General features: G+C 39.0%; 21 protein-coding genes. 4 read left to right on the forward strand and 17 right to left on the reverse strand.

All coding sequences use genetic code 11. From position 1 onward, the window contains the following. Positions 1-167 precede the first annotated feature (167 nt). The 7 genes from ACEVFT_RS01935 to ACEVFT_RS01965 form a co-directional block, all read right to left on the reverse strand. Complete coding sequence (locus tag ACEVFT_RS01935) at positions 168-482, reverse strand: YpoC family protein (RefSeq protein ID WP_393947830.1); 315 nt, start codon at positions 480-482, stop codon at positions 168-170. Then, entirely contained in the window at positions 479-1,141 is a 663-nt protein-coding gene (gene nth / locus ACEVFT_RS01940; protein WP_342443094.1) for an endonuclease III, read from the reverse strand. The genes ACEVFT_RS01935 and nth overlap by 4 nt, the downstream gene beginning before the upstream one ends. A 12-nt stretch (positions 1,142-1,153) precedes the next feature. Continuing rightward, positions 1,154-1,882, reverse strand: coding sequence for a DnaD domain-containing protein (locus ACEVFT_RS01945; protein ID WP_393947832.1), 729 nt, complete (start codon positions 1,880-1,882; stop codon positions 1,154-1,156). 77 nt (positions 1,883-1,959) lie between these two features. Further along, positions 1,960-3,255, reverse strand: coding sequence for an asparagine--tRNA ligase (asnS, locus tag ACEVFT_RS01950; protein WP_205442471.1), 1,296 nt, complete (start codon positions 3,253-3,255; stop codon positions 1,960-1,962). A 28-nt stretch (positions 3,256-3,283) separates the two neighbouring features. Beyond that, a complete protein-coding gene (locus tag ACEVFT_RS01955; protein ID WP_205442470.1) occupies positions 3,284-4,477 on the reverse strand; it encodes a pyridoxal phosphate-dependent aminotransferase in 1,194 nt (397 codons plus the stop codon). Between the two features lie 16 nt (positions 4,478-4,493). Then, entirely contained in the window at positions 4,494-4,976 is a 483-nt protein-coding gene (locus ACEVFT_RS01960) for a cell wall elongation regulator TseB-like domain-containing protein (RefSeq protein WP_342443092.1), read from the reverse strand. A 318-nt stretch (positions 4,977-5,294) separates the two neighbouring features. Next, positions 5,295-6,719, reverse strand: a complete 1,425-nt coding sequence (locus ACEVFT_RS01965) for a tetratricopeptide repeat-containing diguanylate cyclase (protein WP_393947835.1) — start codon at positions 6,717-6,719, stop codon at positions 5,295-5,297. Between the two features lie 325 nt (positions 6,720-7,044). On the opposite strand from ACEVFT_RS01965, the gene ACEVFT_RS01970 reads away from it, so the two are divergent. Next, positions 7,045-8,892 carry a multicopper oxidase family protein gene (locus ACEVFT_RS01970; protein ID WP_393947874.1) on the forward strand — a complete coding sequence of 616 codons (1,848 nt, stop codon included), beginning with the start codon at positions 7,045-7,047 and terminating at the stop codon, positions 8,890-8,892. Between the two features lie 61 nt (positions 8,893-8,953). On the opposite strand, the gene ACEVFT_RS01975 is transcribed toward ACEVFT_RS01970, so the two are convergent. Further along, entirely contained in the window at positions 8,954-10,204 is a 1,251-nt protein-coding gene (locus ACEVFT_RS01975) for an MFS transporter (protein WP_393947837.1), read from the reverse strand. Between the two features lie 196 nt (positions 10,205-10,400). After that, positions 10,401-11,297, reverse strand: a complete 897-nt coding sequence (locus ACEVFT_RS01980; RefSeq protein WP_393947839.1) for a LysR family transcriptional regulator — start codon at positions 11,295-11,297, stop codon at positions 10,401-10,403. Between the two features lie 110 nt (positions 11,298-11,407). On the opposite strand from ACEVFT_RS01980, the gene ACEVFT_RS01985 reads away from it, so the two are divergent. Continuing rightward, positions 11,408-12,604, forward strand: a complete 1,197-nt coding sequence (locus ACEVFT_RS01985; RefSeq protein ID WP_393947840.1) for an MFS transporter — start codon at positions 11,408-11,410, stop codon at positions 12,602-12,604. A gap of 94 nt (positions 12,605-12,698) precedes the next feature. Here ACEVFT_RS01985 and ACEVFT_RS01990 read toward each other — a convergent pair whose 3' ends face one another. From ACEVFT_RS01990 to ACEVFT_RS02025, 8 genes are all read right to left on the reverse strand, one after another. Beyond that, positions 12,699-13,934 carry a Zn-dependent hydrolase gene (locus tag ACEVFT_RS01990; RefSeq protein ID WP_342534269.1) on the reverse strand — a complete coding sequence of 412 codons (1,236 nt, stop codon included), beginning with the start codon at positions 13,932-13,934 and terminating at the stop codon, positions 12,699-12,701. Positions 13,935-14,120: 186 nt separating this feature from the next. Further along, the gene (locus tag ACEVFT_RS01995) at positions 14,121-14,579 is read right to left on the reverse strand and encodes a nucleoside deaminase (protein WP_205442461.1); all 459 of its coding nucleotides are present in this window, start codon (positions 14,577-14,579) and stop codon (positions 14,121-14,123) included. A 13-nt stretch (positions 14,580-14,592) separates the two neighbouring features. Further along, positions 14,593-15,543, reverse strand: coding sequence for a carbamate kinase (gene arcC / locus ACEVFT_RS02000; RefSeq protein ID WP_393947843.1), 951 nt, complete (start codon positions 15,541-15,543; stop codon positions 14,593-14,595). A gap of 2 nt (positions 15,544-15,545) precedes the next feature. Continuing rightward, positions 15,546-17,024: a cytosine permease gene (locus ACEVFT_RS02005; RefSeq protein ID WP_342443086.1), complete on the reverse strand. Its 1,479-nt coding sequence runs from the start codon at positions 17,022-17,024 to the stop codon at positions 15,546-15,548. Between the two features lie 31 nt (positions 17,025-17,055). Continuing rightward, positions 17,056-18,483, reverse strand: a complete 1,428-nt coding sequence (locus ACEVFT_RS02010; RefSeq protein ID WP_342443085.1) for a YlbE family protein — start codon at positions 18,481-18,483, stop codon at positions 17,056-17,058. Next, positions 18,476-20,029: an acyl-CoA synthetase FdrA gene (gene fdrA, locus ACEVFT_RS02015; RefSeq protein ID WP_393947844.1), complete on the reverse strand. Its 1,554-nt coding sequence runs from the start codon at positions 20,027-20,029 to the stop codon at positions 18,476-18,478. Before fdrA ends, ACEVFT_RS02010 begins: the two co-directional genes overlap by 8 nt. A gap of 2 nt (positions 20,030-20,031) precedes the next feature. After that, a complete protein-coding gene (locus ACEVFT_RS02020) occupies positions 20,032-20,910 on the reverse strand; it encodes an oxamate carbamoyltransferase subunit AllH family protein (protein ID WP_393947846.1) in 879 nt (292 codons plus the stop codon). Positions 20,911-20,941: 31 nt separating this feature from the next. After that, complete coding sequence (locus ACEVFT_RS02025; RefSeq protein ID WP_205442454.1) at positions 20,942-21,550, reverse strand: ankyrin repeat domain-containing protein; 609 nt, start codon at positions 21,548-21,550, stop codon at positions 20,942-20,944. Between the two features lie 214 nt (positions 21,551-21,764). On the opposite strand from ACEVFT_RS02025, the gene ACEVFT_RS02030 reads away from it, so the two are divergent. Together ACEVFT_RS02030 and ACEVFT_RS02035 are read left to right on the forward strand one after the other, a co-directional pair. Beyond that, complete coding sequence (locus ACEVFT_RS02030; RefSeq protein ID WP_205442453.1) at positions 21,765-23,483, forward strand: PucR family transcriptional regulator; 1,719 nt, start codon at positions 21,765-21,767, stop codon at positions 23,481-23,483. 131 nt (positions 23,484-23,614) lie between these two features. Then, a complete protein-coding gene (locus ACEVFT_RS02035) occupies positions 23,615-25,372 on the forward strand; it encodes an ABC transporter ATP-binding protein (protein ID WP_393947848.1) in 1,758 nt (585 codons plus the stop codon). The last annotated feature ends 10 nt before the right edge of the window (positions 25,373-25,382 follow it).

Consider the following 25,382-nt stretch of genomic DNA (forward strand, 5'->3'; position numbering starts at 1 on the left):
GCGGTCTATCCTTCACTTTCCTTGTTCTATCCACTTCTCATACTCTATCCTACACTCTACGCAAGCTATCCGTCAGTTCTGATGCTTTATCCGCCACTTTTCGCGGTATATCCTTCACTTTACCTGTTCTATCCACTTCTCACACTCTATCCTTCACTCTACACAGTCTAGCTTTTACTAGCTTGAATCCGCAACCGTGCTGTACGCTTTTTTGTTTCTTTAAATAGCTCATCTAGTTGACGATAGCATGCATATTGACCTGGCTTGGCTTTGATAAAGGCAAGTCGTTCAACGCCATTAATCGGTAGCACTTCATCACCTGCTGCTTGCACAAGTTGTTCAAATAGCTCGATGGCTTCTTCCATTAGCCCTTTTGCCAGACCGTTTCTCGCATCATGGGCTGTATGGATAGCGGCTTGCAGTGTAGTCCATTGGGTAAACCAAGCATCTACTTTGTCTTTTGCAATGGCTTCGCTATTCATGCTTCCTTCACCAGGCCTTTCTTTAAACGCTTTTGACCTTCACGACAATCATCGAATAAAGGGCAAGTATGACACCCAGGATTTTGAGCCTTGCAATGGTAACGTCCAAAGAAAATTAGTTGGTGATGTGTTTTTGACCATTTGTCCATTGGCGTTTTCTTCATAATCGTTTCTTCTACTTCAAGCACCGAATCTTTCCATCGACAGAGCCCTAGGCGTTTGGATACTCGCTCCACATGGGTATCCACTGCAAGTGCTGGAATATCGAAGGCTACTGAAAGCACGACATTGGCCGTTTTTCGTCCTACACCCGGTAATGTCACCAATGCTTCACGGGTTGCAGGGATTTCGCCACCGTACTCATCTAGCAAGCGTTGACATAGCGCCTGAATGTTCTTCGCCTTATTGCGATAAAGGCCAATCGAGCGAATATCCTGTTGCAATTCCTCCAAAGAAACAGCTAAATAATCTTCTGGTGTTTTGTATTTTTGAAATAATGTTTTCGTTACTTTATTGACTAGTACATCTGTACATTGTGCAGATAATAATGTAGCAATCGTTAGCTCAAAGGCATTGTCATGTACGAGCTCACAATGTGCATCGGGAAACATTCGATCCATCTCATGTAGACAATGCTCCCACTGTTTTTTCGTTAACAAACTGGATGCCCCCTATTCTCTTTCTTCCAACCAATTATAAAAAGGTACTTTACCCGTTGATTGCGATTCTGGCTGAGCTGTTCGAGCTGGTGCTCTGTTAAATGTCTGTTTCTCACGGAACTGCTCACTTTGCTTTTGTGCGGCTTGCGGTGTTGTAATATTTTTCTTTTTCCACTCTAATAAAATGCGATCAATATAGCGTATACTCAGTTTCCCAGCAAAGACAGCCTCCTTTAGCGCCTCTTTGATGAGTGCTGGACTATGCTTGTCCTCATCAAGCCAACATCCAATTTTTTCAAGCTCTAAAGGAGATAAAAGACGCCCCATTTCCTCTTCAAAAAGACGGAATATCTCACCTTCTTCTTGTTGAAGAGTCACTGCCGTTTGTTGTTGCTCTTTCATATCAATCATCTGCAAAATGCGCTCCCAAAGTGGGTATACGGAATACTTTTCATATAGCTTGCCTCCTGCATCAACATCACGTGTAATTTCAAGGAATCCCTTTTGCATTAATCGCTGTAAACGTGATGTGATGTCATTGTCAGCCATTGCGAGACGATTCTTTAGATCATTCGGTGTCGGGAAGTCATTCCCCTCCATATGAAAGGCTAATAAGTGCATGACAATTAGTGCCTCTTCATCCTCCATATTTAACTCCTTATAAAACTGAAAAAAAAGCTGAGGAATGGGAATCATTCTCTGCTCAGTCCATGTACGGAGTCGATGATTATTTACGTTCATTATTCTCCAGACCCCTTCTTTAAGTAAGTAGAAAAGCCGCGTAGATAGTTCACTACGCGACTTTTAAATTGATTAGCTTATGGATATAAGCGGTTCAGTAAACGTGGGAATGGAATCGTTTCACGGATATGTTCTGTGCCTGAAATCCATGCGACAGTTCGTTCTAACCCAAGACCAAAGCCTGAATGTGGAACAGAGCCATGTTTGCGAAGCTCTAAATACCATGCATAGGCATCTAATGATAGGTTATGCTCTTCCAGACGTGATTTTAATAAATCATAGTCATGGATACGCTCAGAACCACCAATGATTTCCCCATAACCCTCTGGTGCAATTAAATCAGCACATAATACAACATCATCACGATCTGGATGTGGCTGCATATAGAACGGTTTAATGCCTACTGGGTAACAAGTAATAAATACTGGTTTGTCAAATGAGTTCGCAATCGCTGTTTCATGTGGCGCACCAAAATCATCGCCCCATTCAATATCGTCGAAGCCTTGTTCATGTAAAAGCTTAATCGCATCATCGTACGAAATACGAGGGAATGGCGCTTTAATGTTTTCAAGTGTCGATGTATCACGGCCAAGTCGCTCTAAATCTAATTTGCAGTTTGCAAGTACAGATTGTACGATGTGTGCTACATATTGTTCTTGTACTTCTAAATTTTCTTCAAATTCTACAAACGCCATCTCAGGCTCGATCATCCAAAACTCGATTAGATGACGACGAGTTTTAGATTTTTCAGCACGGAACGTTGGACCGAATGAGAATACTTTTCCTAAAGCCATCGCAGCCGCTTCCATGTAAAGCTGACCAGATTGAGATAGATAAGCATCTTCATCAAAATATTTTGTATGGAACAGCTCTGAAGTACCTTCAGGTGCAGAACCTGTTAAAATTGGTGGGTCCATTTTTGTAAAACCGTTGTTGTTAAAAAATTCGTATGTAGCACGAATGATTTCATTACGAATTTTCATAGTAGCATGTTGTTTACGAGAACGTAGCCATAAATGACGGTTATCCATTAAAAATTCTGGACCATGTTCTTTTGGTGTGATTGGGAAATCTGTTGCTGCATGTAGTACCTCAATACCAGTTATAGCAAGCTCACAGCCAAAGCTTGAACGTTCGTCAGCTTTAACCTCACCTATAACATACATAGAAGTTTCTTGCGTCATCCCTTTTGCCGTAGCAAAAATTTCTTCGCCTACTTCTTCTTTCACAACAACACCCTGTACAAAGCCAGAGCCATCACGTAGCTGTAGGAACGCGATTTTGCCGCTTGAACGTTTATTGGCTAACCAAGCGCCAATTTTGACTGTTTCACCGATATGCTGTGGCATATCTTTAATCATAATTTTTTTCATAGAAATCCTCCAAAGTCGACTAGCAGGATTAGTCTTGCCATTTTGATTTTACAAATGAATCAATACGACGGACTGCCTCTTCTAATAAGTCTAAAGATGTAGCATAAGATAATCGCATTGTAGTTGGTGTGCCGAAGCCAGAGCCTGGAATCACTGCTACGTTTGCTTCTGTTAAAATATCCGCAGCAAATGCATCTACTGAATCATAGCCAGTATGAGCCATTGCTTCTGCTACGTCTGGTAATAAGTAGAATGCACCCTGTGGCTTTAATACATGGAAGCCAGGAATAGCACTTACCTGTGGATAAATTTTTTCAAGACGAGATTCAAATGCCTGACGCATTTCCTCTACTGTATCTTGAGATCCATTATAAGCCTCCACAGTTGCATATTGTGCTGTTGTTGTCGCGTTAGATGTTGAGTGTGATGCAAGGTCAGTCATTGCATTAATAATGTCTGCGTCGCCTGCAGCATACCCAATACGCCAGCCTGTCATAGAGTGAGATTTTGCCACACCATTTACAACGATTGTACGTGCTTTCACTGCATCAGAAAGTTGTGCAATTGAAAAATGCTCAATACCATTGTATACAAGCTTCTCATAAATTTCATCTGACACGATTAAAATATCTTTTTCTTCTGCAACAGCAGCAAGTTCTGCTAGCTCTTCACGAGAATAAATCATGCCAGATGGGTTGCTAGGAGAATTGATAATCACTGCTTTTGTTTTGTCTGTCACAGCTGCTCTCAGTTGATCCGCTGTAATTTTATAGCTTTGTTCACGTGTACCTTCAACATATACTGGTACGCCGCCAGCTAATTTCACTTGTTCTGGATAAGACACCCAATAAGGAATTGGAATAATAACCTCGTCGCCTTCATTTAAAATCACTTGGAATAGCGTGTATAAAATATGCTTTGCCCCTACACCCACAATGATTTCATTTGGCTGATAGGCAAGGTTATTGTCGCGTTGAAGCTTATCAATAATGGCTTTTTTCAGAACTGGAAGTCCGCCAGCAGGTGTATATTTTGTATACCCTTTTTCCATTGAATCAATGGCTGCATTTAAAATGTTTTGAGGTGTATTAAAGTCTGGTTCACCAGCCCCAAGACCAATAACATCAATACCTTGCTCTTTCAATGCTTTTGCTTTCGCAGTAATCGCTAAAGTTGAAGATGGTGTTAAAGTTTTTACACGTGTTGCTAATAAATTTTTCATTCGGGATCTACTCCTCTTATAAATTCGTAATGCGCTTCCACCAGTCGCCATCCTTAAACATAATATAGACATAGTTGAGCTGGTCATGGTCGTTCAGATACGTAATTTCCCAAACTGCGCCAGGCTCCTCATAGCCTAATTTCATGTGGAGGACTTTTTGTACATTTCCTTCATTTTTAAAAACCGATAATGCTTGCTTTTCCGTAATACCATCTTCTAATAACACTTCCTGAATGGAATCCTCGTCTAGATTCGTCGGAACAAAGACAGCTTTTTTATCACCGTATTCGTCTACCCCGAACACAGTAACATACGAATGTTTGCCATTATATGTGTAGGACTCCGATACAATTGCGAGGGCTTTGGCATCGAGTGCCAACTGTTCAGCCTGCTCTTCAATTGAACGGAACGGAGCCTCGGCTTTCCAGAGTACTAAAATACTAATGACAAGTGACAACGAAACAATAAAGACAGAAATGAAAATTAACCAGTTTTTCATCTATTCACCTTATGTTTCACATCGAGCTGTTTTGGTATAACACATAGCTGATGCATGTGTGTGTCTATAACTGTGTAACCATTCATTTTGCTTTCCATTTTGTCAACCTGCTTTCTTTCCTCATACCACAACATTATACAACAATTTTGTACTGTCGTGTTTCTTAATTTCATATATTGTACGTTGCTAGAACAACGTTTTCAAATGATGACTACAGTAAATTTCATTCCAGATAAAAAACGCTTCTTTTTAGGAATAAATATCATGGCTAAATCAAAATAAAAATTCCTATTTAACCATGTAAATAGGAACGAGTAATTATGATAATTCGTATAGAACACAGCTAGCACGGCCATTCGCTTTCGCTTGGTATAAACAGCTATCTGCTTGCTCAAATAGCTCTTTGTATTGATAGTTTTTCTGATTATTCACACAAGCCCCCATACTCACCCTTAAAGGATAGCTTTGCTGTTCTTGTTCGAGCTTTAATGAGAGCAAATAGGCATGGGTGTTATGGACCAATGCTTTGATATAATCCTTTTGCGGATGCCTGAAACAAAGGATGAATTCATCTCCACCATAACGAATAACTTTCACATCTTCATCCTGTAAAAAATCCTTCAACCCGTTAGCTAAAAGCTGTAAAATCATATCCCCAAACAAATGACCATGCGTGTCATTAAATAATTTAAAATAATCGACATCCAGTACCGTAATACATACATAGGATTGCGTCATTTTCGCTGCATTCAACCATTCCTGTAGCTCATAATCTAAAAAATGACGATTTAATACGCCTGTTAATGGATCATAATGTGCTTTTTCCTCAAGCTTCTCCTTTTGACGCTTAAATTCCAAGTTCATTACTTGTTGCAGTAAATTAGCAACACTCATTTTTTCTGAGAGATCAATATATTCACGCTGTACATCAAAAATCTCATCTCGCCAATCCAATTGATACAATACATTTAACAGTAAGCGCATCACTTTTTTTGTAATCGGCTTATCCCCATAGGATTGAGCAAGTTCTATCGCTTGTTTATAATAGGATACGGCTTCTTCAAGCTTTTGCTGCTTTTCATATAAAAAACCATAGCCAAACAGTGCCGCTACTTTTTCGCGTTTATGGTGCTGAATAATGTCAGAAGATAGTGTACTGTCCAGCAATGCCTTCCCCGTCAAAAAATCTCCTTCTAAAATATACACATCTGCTAAATTATTATTAATACGAATATCATGTAATTTTGCTAAATCAGGCATTGTTCTAGATAGGGATTTATTATACGCTTTAGCTAATAGCCCTGCTTGAAGTGCTTCCTTTGTGCAGCCCTTCTCTACCTCTAGATAGCATAAATTATTATGACAACGAACTAGCATGATTGGATCTTGTAGCTCCTGTGCATAGGCGATAGATTTTTTCGTCATCTCCACCGTTTTTTCACGGATACCCACTAAATCATAGATTAAGGACATCACTAAATGATAATGCATTAAATCTTTAGTCGTACCATAATTTTGACAAATGGCTTCATAATCATGAATAAGGCTGACCATGCTTAATGTGTCACCTAAAGAATGATGAACTAATATTTTTTGATAATACAAATCCAATGCATATGGATAGTTATTGCTCTCTAATGCGACTAAAAGTCCTTGATCAGCTAGCTTTAGCGCTTCTGTTAAATACCCCTTTGTGCGCATCTCCATAATCGTTTTATTTAATTCTTCTAATGTTAATTCCACCGTTTCACCACTTCTCCATGCCCTATATCATCCAATTTACTTTGTGCTTTCTCAATTATAAGACATATTTATTCACTTCGTCCGCCTTTTTCGTAAGATACCAACTATTACCTATATTGCAAAACTCGCTTGTGGTGATTGTTCTAAAATCTTACATCAATTTGCTTTCAAAATGAACCATCTTATTCCAACAATAATCTGTAGCTAAAATTTTTATGTCTTTACACATTTTTCTCCATTTTTGTCCTCGTTACCTATTGTTTTTACCCATATGATGAGATAATTAGCCATTTTAAGTATTGAAAAGGGACGTGATGTTGTGAGTATGCAAATTAACCCCTCTGACCCAGCAACGATTCCAAAATTTGTAGATGAACTCCCAAAACCAATGATCGCTAAACCCAAATACAGTAGAGGGCAACAAAAGAATGATTATTACGAATTGGTTATGATGGAAGGCCAGCATCGTTTTCATAAGCATTTTCCAAACTCATTAATTTGGGGATACAATGGGCTTTATCCAGGACCAACCATTGAAGCTTCTAAAGACAAAACTATCTACGTGAAATATAAAAATCAGCTGCCCTTACAGCACTTTTTGCCAGTAGATTTTACGCTTCATGCCGCCAACGATTCACAAGAAGTGAGGACCGTCACTCACTTACATGGTGCCAATGTGGATTGGCAAAGTGATGGTCATCCAGAAGCATGGTACACAAGAGACTATCGGCATACTGGTCCAAAATTTAATAAGGAAATACATGAATATACGAATCATCAGCCGGGCACTACCATGTGGTATCATGACCATGCCATGGCTTTAACACGTTTAAATGTCTATGCAGGATTAGCAGGCTTTTATTTACTGAGGGATGCACTTGAGGAACGTTCCAATTTACCATGTGGAGACTATGAATATCCGATTTTAATACAAGATAAATCATTTAACGAGGATGGCTCATTGTTTTATCCTGATGAACCACCATTCCCAGTTCCCGTTCACCCCTCTATCACACCAGGCTTTGTTGGCAATACGATAGTGGTTAACGGAAAACTATGGCCTTATTTAGATGTAGAGCCACGTAAATATAGATTTCGGTTTCTAAATGGCTCTAATCGCAGAGGCTATGTCATCGGCCTGTCAAATGGTCAACCAATGTTTCAAATTGGTACAGATGGGGGTTTTTTAGCAGCTCCACAACTTATCCAATCTGTCGAGTTGCTGCCAGCTGAACGCACAGATGTCATTATCGATTTCTCAAGCTGTGCTGGACAGGAGATCACCTTACTTAATACTGATACTGATTTCAGTGATGAACATACAGATGTGATTATGCAGTTTCGAGTAACTCTGCCTTTAAAATGTGAAGATACAAGTGAAATTCCAGAAAGACTTGCCGTTTCTATGGATCTACATCCACACCATGCACATATCGACAGACAACTGCCACTGACAGCGACCACTGATGAGTTTGGGCGACCTATGTTACTATTAAATGATCGGATGTACCATGATCCAGCAACAGAAAAACCATCTTTAGATAGTGTGGAAATCTGGAACTTTATTAATGCGACGCCTTTTATCCATCCTATTCACCTACATCTTATTCAATTTAAAATTCTGGAACGAAGGCCCTTTGATTTAGAGATCTATCAAAATGAAGGCATCGTACAATTTATAGGACCGCCTGAAGAACCACGAGACTATGAACGAGGTTGGAAGGATACGGTGAAAGCTGATGCTGGTAAGGTTACGAAAATTATTATGCATTGGAAAGATCATATCGGAAATTATATGTGGCATTGTCACTTCCTGGAGCATGAGGATCATGATATGATGCGACCAATTCTCGTCATGAAAGACGTCCATGCTGTCCAGCAGCCGCATGCAGAAGTAGAACATTCAGCATCACATCAAGAAACAACCGCTCCCACAAATCCTACTAGCACTACAAGTACTACCCATCATAGCGAATCGCCAGCACCACTATTACATGCGGCAGAACACTCATCACATGAGGAAGAAAAGGAAGCCTCTCCTATTCAAGAGGAATCGATTGCTATTCATATAGGAGATAATACACAACATATGCCACCACTACTGTTTCCAACCATTCCTACCAATACTCCTACCAGCAGGCATCGGCCACGTCGTAGAACAAGAAGATTTTAGCTAACGATCGCATTACAAAGAAAACTACCAATGAAAAGGTGGTTTTCTTTGTCCTAGCAAATTATTTAGCCTCCAATCGCCATAGTCTTTTCGTTACGAACGCTAATAATAATACACACACAGAGATCATAAGGACTGGTACATAGATGTTGTCTTGAAAGAACTCGAATAGCAATCCATACCCCATTTGCCCAAGCGGTGCCATACATTGTGATACGGCCATCATAATCGCCATAACCTTCCCTAATTGCTCATTCGGCGTATCCTTTTGGACAAGCGTCATCACGTAAATAGAGATGATTGTCATCATCATCGCAATGACAAGAGCACAACCAATAAATAGGGTATAGGAGGGATAATAGCCAATTTGAAGTGTGTGAGGAAATACAGCCATAGCCATTGGAATTACCAAAAAGGCTGACACCAACACCCAAATGTATAGGGTGTGAATGCGCAGCTTTTTTGCAAAGTAACCCATCGTTAACGCGCCTAAAATCGTCGCAAAATCAATAATGCCCATTCCTATTCCATATAATGTATCACTACTTTTCATCGTGACACGAAGAATAATAGGCACACCGACGATAAATAGTGGTGTCAATAATAAATTCAATAAAGCAGCAAGTAGCGTACATTTTAAAATAAATGTTTGCTTCACGACAAAAGTAAAACCTTCTTTCATGTCTTTGAGTAATGTCGGTACCAAATGACCATCATAGCTACGTTTTACAAATGGGATTGTCATAAACATTTCTACAATAGCCGTAAAGAAAAATAATAAACCACTCACTATGACAAGAGTTTTGAGACCTAGCATTCCATATAAAATACCTCCAAGTACAGGTGCTGTCACCCCCGCTAATGCCTGCACCCCATTGACGATTCCATTGGCCTGCTCAAGCTTCTGGTCGCTAACCAATAGCGGGATACTCGCCATTACAGCTGGCGTGTACATCGCACTAATAAATGATAGTAGCACCATGACCAACCCAATCCAAATCACTGAATGATTGTCTGTTAGTAATCCAATAAAAAACATCCACACAATGCCGCTACTGACAAAATCAAATAGGACCATTAAATTACGCCGATTAAAACGATCTGCTATAGCACCACCAAATGGCGTAAGTAAAATAGGTAGGCTTGAAATAGCAAAAAGCACGGCAAAAAGATCTGCCCGCCCCGTTATGTCTAAAACAAAAAGTGAAAGAGCAAATCTTAAAAGCGCAGAGCCCAAAATAGAAATAATCTGACCAACTACCATAATGATGAAATCTTTCGAAAAGCCCTTTTCTTTGACTAGCATTTCCATATACTGACCACTCCTTTATACAATTAGACCGACAGTCGGTCATCATTTGTGTAAAAAAAATGTAGGCACAAGTTGAGGCTTTACAAGCTTTTTTAACTTGCCTTACAAAAATAGACTGACTGTCGGTTTATAAATAGTATATGTGAACGCTCCAAAAAAAGGAACTTATTTTTATACCGCCCATATTTTATTCGTATTAGCCTTTGAAATAATCTTTAATTTGCTCAATCATAGCTGTTGTTGCCTGACTGACATAGCGATCTACGCGGTAAATAATCGATAAGCTACGGCTTGGTGCACCATTTGAAATCCGTATACTACACAAAGTAGGATCATTCATTTGTTGGAGTAACGGATAAGGTTGCACCGTCACACCAATATTGGCTCGAACAAGATTCATGATGGACGTGACAGAGCTTGTCTCAAGAATAGAATGGAGTTGAAAACCATGCTTTTTTACAGCCTCTTCTACAACCTCTCTACCAAGAAAACCTTCTGGATACATCACCATAGGAAGGTCTTCTAATTCAGCAATTGAGATCACTGTTTGATTTGACAATGGGTGCTCCTTTGAAACAGTCAATACGTATTCCTCTCTACATAAAGGAATAATAACCAAACGATCATCTGATTCTACATTCGTCCCAATGCCGATATCCACTTCATTTTCAAGCACCTGCCGCATAATATCGATTGAAGCAAGTATCTTTAATTTCACCTTTGGGAATTTTTGATGGAAATCAATAACTAGCTGTGTGATCCGATAGTCAAGATCAGAGGGCATAATGCCAATACGTATTTGCCCCCCTTCTAGCGCCTGTAAATCTTTAATAGAATCTTTAACATTTTGTAATGTATTCAATACCTCTGAAGTATAGCTAAATAATAGTGAGCCCGCCTCTGTCACAACAATTTTTTTGCCAATCCGATCGAACAATGGCATACCTAGCTCATCCTCAAGCACACGTATTTGCTGACTTAATGTTGGCTGAGCGATGCCTAGTTTCTCAGCAGCTTTTGTAAAATGTAGCTCCTCATAGACTGCCATAAAATAATGCAAATGCCTTATTTCCATAACGATCACATCCATCATAGTTTGTAACTATTATTGTAATAGTAATAATAGTATTGTTCAATCATTCTAGTTAGTATAGACTTCAATTTGGACTTATTATTTATTTGATATGACGGAGTGGAAAGACAATGAATATAAAACGTAAAATCGTACCAATTATCGCTATTATTTTAGCTTCTTTTAATTTACGACCTGTTATTACTTCAGTGTCCCCTTTATTAGGCACCATTCGTGAGGCTTTACATATGAGTGCGGCTACGGCCAGTTTATTCACTTCTTTGGCTGTACTTTGTATGGGCTTATTTGCACCTTTTGCAATCAAACTAGCCAATCGTTGGAGCATTGAGCGAGCTATTGCTTACTCTCTTATTCTTATTGGACTAGCAACAGCTGCCAGATATTTTGCTTATACTGCCTGGGTCATGCTGTTAACGGCCTTGTTGTCAGGCATTGGCATTGCCATCGTGGGACCATTATTATCAGGCTATATTAAGGAGAAATTTGCGAACCCTTCTCGTGTAGTGGGTATTTACTCGCTAGCACTTGTAGTAGGAGCTGCACTTGGTTCAGGGCTTTCTATTCCCTTAAGTAATCTTTTTCATTCATGGCAAGTTTCTGCTGCCTCCTGGGCTATTCTTGCTTTAATCGCTTTATTCTTTTGGTGGAAGCCCCTCGAACAGAAAACAGTTACGGCAACAGTCGCGAATTCACCTAGTACGAGCATAACTGTGAAGCAAATGTTAATGAATCAAAGGGCTTGGCTTTTAACAGGCTTTTTTGGCTTAATGGCCTTTATGTTTTATACCATTATGGCTTGGTTACCCCCAATCGCTGAAAATTTAGGTTATAGCAAACACGAAGCTGGGCTGATGCTGACACTATTAACAGTTGCCCAAATGCCCGCTACGTTTTTAGTGCCTATATTAAATAACCGTTTTCAGCATAGAGCTGTATGGCTAGTAGGCAGTTCATCATTAGAATTAATCGGTTTATTGATGCTTCTATTTTCTTATAATCCTTGGCTAAGCAGTATTCTGATTGGTATTGGTGCAGGTGGGCTATTCTCATTAGGGCTAACACTACCTATTGATGAGGCCAAAGATATTCACGAGGCCAGCTTCTTAGCTGCCATGACACAATCAGTTGGCTTTGTATTTGCTGCATTTGGCCCCTTCTTTGTCGGTCTTGTTCGAGATTACACAGGCAATTTTACAACTGCCATTATTGGCATGATTGTTATCGTCATCGTGATGATACTGATTCAACTAAAAATTGGGAATCAGAAGCAAATGCATCATGCACATATGAAAAAGACGACTTTCTAACAAGGAAGGTCGTCTTTTTATTATGAAATCGATTTTTGCCTTTATGAATCATTACGCTAGCAATAAACGTAGATCTTCAGATGACTAATGCAAATTAGCTAACTGAAGCATATTTTAGAACAACGGCCTCTAATACATCGATTCCTATTAATACATCTTCAAGCGCTGTATGTTCATCCGGATGGTGACTTAAACCATCCACAGAAGGAATAAAAATAAGGCCAACTGGTCCAAGCCTCGTCATATTCATAGAATCGTGACCTGCTCCACTTTGCATAAATTGATAGGAGAGTTTCTTTTCTACACAAATCGTTTCTAGATCTTGCATTAGATTTGGAGAAAGTAGGACAGGCTCCTCTGAACTAATGACATTGTATTCAATCGTAAGCTGTCTCTTTTGTTGAACGTTTGCAATAACAGCATAAAAATGCTGAAGGACACGTTCTCTCGATTCCACAGAGGATGATCGGATATCTACAGTTAACTCCACTTCACCTGGAACTACGTTCATCGAGCCTGCCACAACCTCTAGTATCCCTACTGTTGCCACAGTTCCAAACTCCTGCTCTGCTATCGCTGCTTTTTCCAATTCTAATGCCAATTCGGATGCTCCTAAAAGAGCGTCCTTTCTCATATTCATTGGGGTCGTGCCTGAATGGGATGCTTTTCCGTTTAACTTCATTAATAAGCGGACTGGTGCTGCTACCCCTGTTACAATACCTATTTTCTTCTCATAGTTAATAAGCAATGGTCCCTGTTCAATATGCAATTCAAAAAAAGCATGGAATCCTTCCTCTACTCTTGTTGCTTGATCAACACTACTAAAATCAAGTCCACAATGAGCAAAAGCCTGCTCCATCGTAATACCATCTCGATCAACCAAATGGCGGTATTTTTCTTTATCGATTAGACCTGCCATTGCTTTACTGCCTACTGTCGACACACCAAATCTTGAAGACTCCTCACAGGCAAAGGCGATAATTTCAATTGGATGCTCTGTCACAATAGATCGCTCGTTTAATCGCTTAATGACCTCTAGGGCTGCGGTTACACCAACAACGCCATCATATTTACCGCCTTGATAGACAGTGTCTAAATGGGATCCCATGACAACAGGCTGCAATCCTGGCACACTGCCTTCTCTTCGAGCAATAAGATTTCCACAATGGTCAATATGAATTTGAAGATTTTCATCTTTACATAAACGAATAAAGGCATGTAAACAAGCCTGTTCTTCATTCGTATAGGCAACTCTCGTAATCCCTTTCTCGCCTGAATTATATTGATTCATTTTATCTAGTAATTGTTGATAACGTTCTTTATAGATCATGTAAACAGCTCCTTCTTAAGCATTACGAAGATGAAAATCAGACCAAATGTACTCTTTCATAGCATTTTTTTCATTGTACCAATTATTTTACACCTTTTTGGTTGAAAATTAGAAAAGGGATTCTCTATAACGAGATCCCTGCTCTAATTTGTCGGAAAGACTTAAGCAGTTTATGACTGCTGCAATCTATTTACTATTCGCCATTTTGTCATTGAAATGATGGAACAATGCATCACATTCTTCAGTCGTTTCAATTTTTTTCATGTTCAGCACACTTTTATCTTTACCTGTTAAGTAATCACGTAAATGCATATCAGAGAAGCCATGTACATGAGCATCTTCTGCTGTATTACAATAATGGACTTCTTTAATACCTGACCAAATGATTGCGCCAACACACATTGGACATGGTTCACATGTAGCGTAGATGACACAATCCGATAAATCCATAGTGCCAAGCTTTTTAGAAGCCTCACGAATGGCTACTATTTCTGCATGTGCAGTGATGTCTGTATCACGCATCATTGTATTGCCTACAACAGCGATGATTTCATCTCCTCTTACAATCGTTGCACCAAATGGTCCACCAATATTTTGATTGATACCTTCTTTTGTTTTATCAACAGCTAGTTGAATGTAATCCATACCGTGATTCCTCCTAGTTAATAATATGAGTACCAGCCTGATTATTAATCGCTTCTTTTAGACTTTCAGGGTTTGTAATAATCACTCGATGACCACCATTTTCTAAGAAGCTTAAGCTTGCTTCGATTTTTGGTAGCATACTGCCTGGCGGGAACTGATTATCTTGAACATGCTGCTTTGTTTCTTCGACTGTAATTTCTTTAAGTGCTTGTTGCTCAGGTTTTCCAAAGTTAATAAACACACGAGGAACACCCGTCGTAATAATTAATGAGTCTGCATTTACTTGTGCAGCTAATAGACTTGTTGCAAAGTCTTTGTCAATTACTGCATCTACACCCTCATAGACATTGTTTTCTTTTTTAACAACTGGAATTCCACCACCGCCTACAGCGATCACGACATAATCATTGTCAATTAATGATTTAATTGCGTCTTTTTCCACGATATCAATTGGTTTTGGGGAAGGCACAACACGACGATAGCCACGCCCCGAATCCTCTATCATTTTCCAATCAGGATGCTCGACTAACATCTCCTCGGCTTGCTCCTTAGTAAAGAATGAACCAACTGGCTTTGTAGGGTTAATAAAGTTTGGATCATTTTCATTGATTTCAACTTGTGTAATCACACTGACTACTTTTTTATCAATTTGACGTTTAGCCAGTTCGTTAATTAATGCTTGTTGAATCAAATAGCCAATTCCACCTTGTGTGTCAGCTACACAGTTTACTAAGGGAATTGCTGGCATGCCCGATACCTCATTAGCAATTTCACTTCGTTGTAAAGTGAAACCAACTTGTGGGCCATTGCCATGCGTGACAACCACTTTATAACCTTCCTGAATCATATCCGCAATATGTTCGACAGTTTGAGCAACTGCCTCTTGCTGACTTTGAATGGATTCGCTTCCACTATCTTTTACCAACGAGTTACCGCCGATTGCTACAATTACTAATTTATTCACAACTACACCCCTACTTCTTTTTCTACACTATTTTGAACATTTTGCTGATTAAATTTATATAACAACGTATATAAAATGAATGACACGATCAGTCCGCTAAAGAAAGCAAAGTTATTTAGCTGTACTAAGAACGGCACACCTTTCAGGAAAGCACCTGACATCGGTAAAAGGAAGCTGATCAAAAGGACGATACATGCTACGATGTTATAGCCAGATTTATAAGCCCCATTGCTCCCTTCTTCCACATAAATTACGGATAAATCTAAACGTCTTTTACGCTCGATAAAGAAGCTAGACAACATAATACCTGCGATGGGTCCAAACATAGAGCCTATAAAACTATAGAAGAAAAATAACGTTTCTGTACTCGATACGAGTTTCCAAGGCAAAATGATTGTGCCAATAATCGCTGTTAAAATCCCTGCTGTTTTGACAGTAAATACTTTAGGGAATAAAGTTGTCATTTGTAATCCCGATGGTAATAAGTTACCGAAAACTACAAAAGCTGTTGCGCCTACATTTAAAGCTAAAATTAATACAATTACAGAAAACGGATTTTGAATTTTATCAATAGCGTCTACAATATTAAAAATTGGTTGCCCGAAAGCAATTTCTGTCCCTGCTATTAAACTAATACAAGTAATCGCAAACAAGAGATACGAGCCGATCATACCAATGGATAAGCCATAGATCATTGCTTTTGGCGATTTAGCTCGATGCGTAAAGTCTGCAATATTTACAACTGGACCCGCCCAGTTTGACACCAATGCGCTCACACAGGCAATAAAGACCAATGGACTTTCCATTGTTGTAGAAGGCTTATATTCTAAAATGGGCCCGATTCCTCCAGCAATATTAATTGCCCAAATAGCTGCGCCAATAATGAAAATATAAACAATCGGTGATGAATATTTACCGAAGACTGTTAGCATATCCATGCCGCCTAAAAATAGTAAAACTGTAATGACCCATAAAATAATATAAGAAATCATTGTCGGAACATCTAAGCCAAAAATAGTGAAGTCTCCACCAATAGACATATAGTTCGGAATGAATCTTGCAAATAATACATTAAGGGATTGAGCGCCCACAACTGTTGTCGTACCAAAGAATACAACCCCAGCAATCAATCCTCGACATAATGCTGGAATAATAGAGCCTTTCACTCCAAATGAATCTCTTAGTAATATGGCAAATGGAATACCATATTTAGAGGCAGAATATCCATTTAAGCAATAGCCTGCTGAGACGATCACTGCTGAAAGCATAATGGCTAAGAAAACTTGATTAACTGATAATCCTAAGACAAAAAATCCTGCAACCGTCATATAAGACATAATATTGTGAACTGCGCCCATCCACACGGTAATGTAGTTAAAGATTCCCCAGTCTCTTTCCTGAGGACCTTTTGGTAAAAGTTCTTCCGAATAGCCAAGTGCTCTATAGTCTTGATTGGACTGTTCAATTTTAGCGTGTTCCATATAAAGCTCCTCCTACTTATAGGAAGTGGGCTTAAGCCCACTTCTCACTAATTGTGATTAATGCTTTTTCAAAAGCTTCCATTGGAGGATTCGTAATACCAGCACCAATCATACCGATTCCAGCCTCTTTATGTGCGATAGCTGTATTAATAATTGGAAGAATACCTGATTGGATGACTTTACGAATATCAATACCTGTAGGAATTCCCATGAAGTTTAATAATGGAATGGTAATATTTTGGTTTTCCGTCGTTGTAATTTCTTTCATTTTACGAGAATAACCAATTGCTTCATCTACTGTTCCACCTACTAAAGCAACGATTGCTGGTGCAGTAGCCATTGCGAAACCACCAATACCGTATGTTTCTGTAATAGCACTATCCCCAATATCAAGACCTGAATCCTCTGGTTTGTAGCCAGCAAACATCGGTCCGATTACTTTTTGTGCAGGGCCAGTAAACCATGTATTACCTGCCATGCCACTAATACGAACACCAAATTCTACACCGTTACGTGCCATTGTTGTCACGACTGTACTATATTCGATTCCATGTGCAGCATCTAATGCACATTTACAGCAGGCCATCCATGTAGGACCTGAGAAATAATCACTACTTGCCACGAAATCGAATACTGCTCGCTTCTGTTCAACAGGGTAATCTGTTTCTAAGATATATGGTGTCAGTGCTTGAATTAATAAGCTTGTACCGGCATTATTACGGTTATGACATTCGTCGCCCATATGAAGTGCTTGTGCAAGCATTAATCGTAGATCGATGCCGTCTTGATTTAATTTCATTGCATCACGTAAAATTGGCCCTAACACATCACGCATCCATATTAATCGTTCAACAACGCTGTCATCATTGGCACCCATACGTAAGATTTTTGCCATTTGCTCACTTAAGTTTGTATAGGCGATATTGCCATACGTTTTATTTTCAACGATGTGCATGAACATCGAAGCAGATGTTACACCAGCCATTGAACCAACGGCATTATGCTCATGACAAGGTGAGAATGTGATTTCTCCTGAAGCCGCTACCACTGCTGCTTCTTCTAAATCTTTTGCTAATCCTTCGAATACAAGTGCACCCATAACAGCGCCCTGCATTGGGCCATTCATGTTTTCCCACGTAATGGGTGGTCCTGCGTGTAAAATTGTTTTTTTCGTCATGCCAGGCACAACATTGATGGCTTGATCAAAACCAATCAGCACGGGTTGAGAGTTCACAATTTTTTCAACTGCAAGACGGTTTGCTGCTTCAATTTTTTCAGCAAGTTCTGCTTTATCGATTCTGTTTAGTGCTGCAATAATTTCTGGCTTACCTCCACCTGGTGGTGACCACTCTAAGTGTGTAGCACTTGCATTTTGTGCTAAAATATCATCTTTAAAAAGTTCAATACCTACGTTAATTACGTTAATTTTACTTGTAAAAAGTTCATTAATCTTACTCATGATTTTCTCCTTTCAACACCATTTCTCTAGCAAGTAATCCAGCATTTGTACTACTGCTTGCATGTGTAACACCGGCATCGATTAATTTTTTCACTTGCTCCTCTATGTTTGGCGTATCTAAATCAGTTCCAAGGACATACCCAATGATTTCTAAGTGTCTGCCTTCTTTTTCAGCTAATTGTTTTGCTTCAATCATGGCAGGAAGCATAACGCCAACTGGGTCTTCATGAGAGCCAAAGCCTAATACGAAGTCCATCACAATGACACCAACTGACGGATCTTTTGCTTCTTGTAAGAAACGCTCAATACGAGAAGATGGATCGATCATTGGATGTGGTTTACCATTTGTAAAATCATCATCACCGAAGTCAATGAAAGTATGTTCTTGACTCACATTGATCTCTTTCAATAAGAAATCAGGATTTTTCTGAATGTTACTGTAAACGTTATCGAATTTTTCCATCGCTAGATACATAGATTCATCACAAAGCGTACCGCCACAGAATAACCCACGAATGTATTTTTGTTCTGGTGCTAGTTTTGCACGAACCTCTTCAACTAATGGAATGTTAAGTGCACGTTTGTTAATGCCTGCTTCATCAATACCTGCTAGTAAGACTGCTTTTAATGCTGCTTCTTTCGATGTTTTAGCAAATTGTCCACCAGCTGCCACTACAGCTTCTTCATTACCACCGATAAAGTAAACCACTACTGGTTTGCTGCATTCTTTAATTTGTGCGAGCACTTTTTTCTCAACACTTGCTTCAGGTGGCTTCGATACTAGAACGATCACTTTTGTCGCTTCATCCGCATCAAGGGCTTTAATGCCATCAAGCATCATAATGCCGCCTACTTCTTTACTTAAATCTCTTCCGCCAGTACCGATCAGTTGTGTGATTCCACCACCGAAGTCATGAATACGAACACTTACCTCTTGGCTACCTGTACCAGATGCTGCTACGATACCGATATTACCTTTTCTCACAGCGTTGGCAAAGCAAAGACCTGTATTACCAATAATGGCCGTACCACAGTCTGGCCCCATCATTAATAGACCTTTTTCATGTGCTAACGTTTTTAATTCTACTTCGTCTTCAACGCTCACATTATCACTGAACAGCATCACGTGTAGATCATTTTCAAGTGCTTTGCGTGCTTCACGAACGGCAAATGCACCATTGACAGAAATGACTGCAAAGTTTGCATCAGGGATACCTTGTGCAGCAGAATCTATCGTTGCATATTTAATATCGCTTTTTGCTTGTGCATTATTTTTATTTGTTAGTAATTCTTCAACCGCTAGGTAAGCGCTTTCTGTTTGATCCGCACTAGTAGTTTTGACAATAATCATTAAGTCCCCTGCTGTTGCTTCTTCCACTTCTGGCGTCATCAAACCAACATTGCGAATGACCCCTTTGTTCATTTCTGTACCCATACCAATAATTGCTTGCTCAACGCCTTCAATTTGATTCGCTTTTGTAGATAGTGACATCAATGACACTGAATCAAAATATGTGTTGCGCTTAATTACGACTTTAATACTCATCTTTATCCTCCTAATTTTATATTGGCTTCTAAGCCACTTATTAGCCCTAAGGCAATATCTGTTCCTGAGGAGGAGCCAATAGCAAGCACCTTTCTCAGAGCCTCAATCGATTCCGCTTCTGTGCCATATAAAATGGCGTGTATGAATGAACAGATGGACTCCCTTACTTGTCCATATGCTGCCTTTTTCAATGTTGTATAGCTAATCTCATTGGTTAAAGGCTGAATCATTTTGATGACGCTTTCACACAATGATTTATAAATAGAACACGGACTATTTTCTAAGTGAATGACAGCAAATAAGCCTACTAAAAAATCATCCCCTGATGGTGTAAGTCCTGGCCCCAAGCCGACTAAATCAGCTGCATATGCCTGAAAGCGATCCAAACGTTGATTCAATATTTCCTCATAAAGCAAAGTGGTACGCTGCTGTAGCAATCTCGATGCCTCCGCTTCAAATTCATTGACGGGTGAATCATTACGTTTTATGCCGCCACCTTTGCCTTGTAAATCAATGAATTGTTTCACACTGCTCATATTCATTCTTAAACTTGTACGATTTAATGGATAAATAGGTAGCTGACATTGCCAACGAGTGGCTGTGTGAATCGCTATTTGTAATTTTTCTTCTATTAATAGTTGATTATGGCGAACCAATACCCTGTCATATTGATGAATGTCCAGGTAATCGAACGTATCGAGATCAATGACAAGTGTATTGGGTGCACGATCCATTGCCTTCGTAGCAAGTGTGAAAATTTCACCATTACCATCTCTCTGAATATTTAAGGCATGTTTAAACACACTATGGACCGTTCCAGTAAACGCCGTTGCCACCATTTGCTGAAGGAAATAATCATCACCAGATTTGGCACGTATCATATGTACACCTCTTTATGTCGTAGGAGTACTACTATTTTGCCCCTGCTTCTAGTAGAATTTTTTCAATTTCAGTGAATCCCTTTTCTCTAGCCATCGCTAATGGCGTCACTCCGTATTGATCCACTAATTGTGTATCCGCACCATGTTCAACTAATAGACGAACAATTTCCTGTTGCTTTTCTCCACCATCATTTAGAAGGATGGCTTCAATCAACGGTGTCCAGCCACAAATATTTGTATGGTTGACATTGATATCTGTAGTCGTTGCAAGTTCACGAACTACTTCTACAAAGCCCTTCTCACTTGCTGGATGAATACCGACACCGCCAAAGCGTGTTAAACGCTCTAAATCTGTGTTTGCTTGTAGCATCATTTTCACAAGCTCTAACTTTCCGTTAATACATCCATACAAAAATGGGTTTAAACAAATTTGATCTTGAAGGTCGATATCTGCTCCTTCCTGAATTAGAAATTTTACTGTTTCTAATTGATCATTCATCGCAGCAAGTAAAATTGCTGTACGCTTACGCTTATTTCGAGAATTAATATCCACACCTTGTTGTAAATAACCTTTCAGAGCGTTAATATCCCCTGCTTCAGCTGCAGTTAAAAATTCTGAGACTACATTCATATCTACCAATTTCATACCTCCATTTTTCCGACCTATTGTTCATTTCAACTAAATGGAAATGAACCGCGAGAATGTTATTATTTTCACATTTCCGTCTTACAAGCTTTATTTTATTCTCTTATGCCGTAGATATCATTGTTTAGCAAAACCAAAAAGAATGTAGATGATTTAGGCAATATGTACAATGTTTTGTGATAAGATTATGGCAAAGGAGTGAAATCATTTGCTAACAATCAAAGATATATTAGACATAAAGGCGCTTGAAGGAATTAAAATTGTTGCTGGCGAACAAGGCATTCACAATGAAATCGCACTTGTAAACATTATCGAAAATCCCGATGCATTTGATTGGCTGACACCGAATGAATTATTATTAACAACCGGTTACATCTTCCAAGACGATGAAGCATTACAAAATAAAATCATCCAAGAAATCTCTAAAATCAATTGCGCAGGCCTCGTCATCAAAATGAGGCGCTATTTACAAAAAACACCTCAAAACATGATCGATATTGCCAATCAACATGGATTGCCGTTATTAGAGTTGCCTTATAATTACACCCTGTCCAAGGTCATCTCGATCATCAATGAAAAGGCATCAGGAGGTTATGATCTATTAAATAGAAAATCTTTAGATATGCACAATACGCTATTTAAGGTTGCACTTGAAGGAGGAGGCATTGAATCCATTTCCTCAAAATTAGCCGAAACAATTAATAACCCAATTATCTTTTTAGATAATGACTGGAATTTACTGCATTATACAGATCTTGATACCAATCCAGTGCCACTTGCCTATGGGATCAACCTAAAGAAGAATCGTCCAACGTTTTCAAAGGATTTTATTGATACTATCCCGATTGATCTCAATGAAATGCAAAAATCCATTACACGAATCTATCAATTAGAAGATATCGCAGTGAAATGTAGAATACTCCCTGTCGCAGTTGCCAATTATATTTATGGCTATATTGTCATTTGGCAAACTGTACGTGATCTGAATGAGTTTGATTACATCGTTTTAGAGCAAGCCTCCACGATCGTGGCATTAGAAAGGATTAAACAGAAGGAAATTGAGGGTGTACGTTTAAAAATTAAACAGGAGTTTTTTGATGATTTATTGACTGGAAAAATCACTTCGATTGAAACGCTACAAACACTTTGTGATCTCCACGGCTTAAAGATCAACCATAAATATTATTGCATCGTCATCTCTATTAGCCATGAAAACCTTCAAAACCAGCATGATTTAATTTCTCGAAAATACGAGTCCGATAATATTGCAAAAAAATGTATGAACTTAATTTATGAGCATTCTAGTACAATCAATGGAGAAATTACGTGCCTCTATCGCAACAACCAGATCATCCTATTAGTTGGACAGCAGGATGGCAAACAAGATTTCACGATCAATGAAACAAAGCACTACGCAGAAAACATTCTGCAACTATTAGTACAGCAACATACCCAAACCTCCTTCTTAATTGGAATTGGCAAAGAATATAAACATATTCGATTTGTTCATAAAAGCTTTGCAGAGGCACATGAAGCACTACGTCTTATGCATCGCTTCGAAGAACGTGGAGCTGTAGCTCATTTTGCGGATCACTCCATCTATCATTTTTTAGATTCGAATATTAACGAAGTACAGCTCAAGGACTTTTTCTTAGAAAGCTTGGGCACTGTCTTTGAGCACGATCTTTTACATGGGACAAGCTACCTAATTACATTAGAAAATTACTTTATTAATCATATGAATATAAGTGAAACAGCCAAGGAAATGTTTATCCATCGCAACACATTAATTTATCGAATCGAAAAAATTAAAGAAATTTTAAAAACCGATTTAAAAAGCTATGAGGAACTCTTACAAATCCAACTAGCCTTGAGAATCTATCGCTTGCTTGGTAAGTCTTTATACCACGATGAATTCGCAGACTAGCATCAAAAGGTGATTAACGCATCACCTTTTTTGATGACCATTCATTTCATATTCAGTTCATAAACGCATGCTATAGTAAAGCCATAGAAACGAAATACATTGTTTTCGGACAATGAAGGAGGCTTATTTCTTTGCAAGAGACATCAAAAGATACAACAAAACAAAAAGATTGGCGCCGTTTTATACAATTAGTAAAACGAGCTGAACCACCGATTTGGCTACTTGTCATCGCTTTAGTGATGAGTTTAGCAACGACGGGGGTAGGATTTATTGTTCCATTATTTACAAAACAATTAGTGGATGGCTTTTCGTTAGAATCACTTAATTATTGGCAAATCATTGTATTGGGGATTGCCTTTATCGCACAAGCTATTGCTAGTGGATTATCCATCTATTATTTAAATCGCGTTGGGCATCATGTTGTGGCAAAATTACGCGATCAGTTATGGCGAAAGCTGTTGCATTTACCAATCCCCTATTATGATGAACATGATACAGGCGAAACATTGAGTCGTGTTACGAATGACACAGGGGTTGTGAAAGAGCTTATAACAGAGCATTTAGCAAACTGTTTATCTGGCGTTATTTCCATTATAGGTTCTATCATCATTCTTCTATTTTTAGATTGGAAAATGACGTTAGTCATGCTGATTGCCGTACCACTGGCAATGGTGATTTTAATGCTGCTAGGTAGACGCATGTTTGTGATTTCAAAAGGGATGCAAGATGAAACAGCGAAGTTTACGTCTGTATTAAATCAAGTATTACCTGAAACACGCCTAGTAAAGGCTTCGAATGCTGAGCAAATTGAATATGAGCGTGGAAAAAAAGGCATTACAAATCTCTTTACATTCGGCTTAAAAGAAGCGAAAATCCACGCACTGATTTCACCGCTTATTTCATTTGTTTTAATGTCAGTGCTTGTAGCTATTATTGGCTATGGTGGTGTCCGTGTTTCCTCTGGAGAGCTGACGGCTGGCGATATGGTAGCATTTATTTTATATTTAATCCAAATCATTATGCCGATGACACAATTGACGATGTTCTTTACCCAACTGCAAAAAGCAATGGGGGCTACAGAACGAATTAGTGCATTACTTGAATATGAGGAAGAACATATTGAAGAAGGCTTAACTGTAGAAAAAGTAGACCAACCCATTTATGTTAAAAATGTTGACTTTTCTTATGGTGAAGAGCCTATTTTATCCGGTATTAACTTCACAATTGAGCCAGGCAAAGTAACAGCCATCGTAGGACCAAGTGGTGGCGGTAAAACAACCACATTTTCTTTGCTAGAACGATACTATCAGCCAACGAACGGCAGTATCACACTAGGAGATACACCAATCGAAACTTTCTCACTCCACTCTTGGCGCAGTCAAATCGGCTATGTGGCGCAGGAAAGTGCCCTGCTATCAGGAACGATTCGAGAAAATATTTGCTATGGTATAGACCGTGAAGTGCAAGATGATGAACTAGAAAAAGTGGCTAAAATGGCCTATGCAGATCAATTTATTAATGAGCTTCCAGACAAGTTTGACACAGAAGTTGGAGAACGAGGCATTAAGCTTTCAGGTGGGCAACGTCAGCGTATCTCTATTGCAAGGGCGCTGTTACGTAATCCGCAAATATTAATGCTGGATGAAGCCACATCGAGCTTAGATAGTAAGTCAGAAATTTATGTACAAAAAGCATTAGACAACTTAATGCAAGGGCGCACAACATTAGTCATTGCGCACCGTTTATCGACAGTGGTAGATGCCGATCAAATACTATTTATTGAGAAAGGGCATATTACTGGCTGTGGCACACACGAAACACTCTTTGAAACACATGCTATGTATCGTGAGTTTGCCATGCAGCAATTACGCATTAAAGACGTTGAATAAAGGGGTTTGT

Source organism: Lysinibacillus sp. PWR01, from assembly GCF_043359455.1.
In the GTDB taxonomy this organism is placed as follows: Bacteria; Bacillota; Bacilli; order Bacillales_A; family Planococcaceae; genus Lysinibacillus; species Lysinibacillus fusiformis_F.

Coding starts and splice junctions, on each gene's coding strand:
- ACEVFT_RS01935 (WP_393947830.1), bottom strand. CDS start 482: ATGAATAGCGAAGCCATTGCAAAAGACAAAGTAGATGCTTGGTTTACC.
- ACEVFT_RS01945 (WP_393947832.1), bottom strand. CDS start 1,882: ATGAACGTAAATAATCATCGACTCCGTACATGGACTGAGCAGAGAATG.
- asnS (WP_205442471.1), bottom strand. CDS start 3,255: ATGAAAAAAATTATGATTAAAGATATGCCACAGCATATCGGTGAAACA.
- ACEVFT_RS01955 (WP_205442470.1), bottom strand. CDS start 4,477: ATGAAAAATTTATTAGCAACACGTGTAAAAACTTTAACACCATCTTCA.
- ACEVFT_RS01960 (WP_342443092.1), bottom strand. CDS start 4,976: ATGAAAAACTGGTTAATTTTCATTTCTGTCTTTATTGTTTCGTTGTCA.
- ACEVFT_RS01970 (WP_393947874.1), top strand. CDS start 7,045: ATGCAAATTAACCCCTCTGACCCAGCAACGATTCCAAAATTTGTAGAT.
- ACEVFT_RS01975 (WP_393947837.1), bottom strand. CDS start 10,204: ATGGAAATGCTAGTCAAAGAAAAGGGCTTTTCGAAAGATTTCATCATT.
- ACEVFT_RS01980 (WP_393947839.1), bottom strand. CDS start 11,297: ATGATGGATGTGATCGTTATGGAAATAAGGCATTTGCATTATTTTATG.
- ACEVFT_RS01985 (WP_393947840.1), top strand. CDS start 11,408: ATGAATATAAAACGTAAAATCGTACCAATTATCGCTATTATTTTAGCT.
- ACEVFT_RS01990 (WP_342534269.1), bottom strand. CDS start 13,934: ATGATCTATAAAGAACGTTATCAACAATTACTAGATAAAATGAATCAA.
- ACEVFT_RS01995 (WP_205442461.1), bottom strand. CDS start 14,579: ATGGATTACATTCAACTAGCTGTTGATAAAACAAAAGAAGGTATCAAT.
- ACEVFT_RS02005 (WP_342443086.1), bottom strand. CDS start 17,024: ATGGAACACGCTAAAATTGAACAGTCCAATCAAGACTATAGAGCACTT.
- ACEVFT_RS02010 (WP_342443085.1), bottom strand. CDS start 18,483: ATGAGTAAGATTAATGAACTTTTTACAAGTAAAATTAACGTAATTAAC.
- fdrA (WP_393947844.1), bottom strand. CDS start 20,029: ATGAGTATTAAAGTCGTAATTAAGCGCAACACATATTTTGATTCAGTG.
- ACEVFT_RS02020 (WP_393947846.1), bottom strand. CDS start 20,910: ATGATACGTGCCAAATCTGGTGATGATTATTTCCTTCAGCAAATGGTG.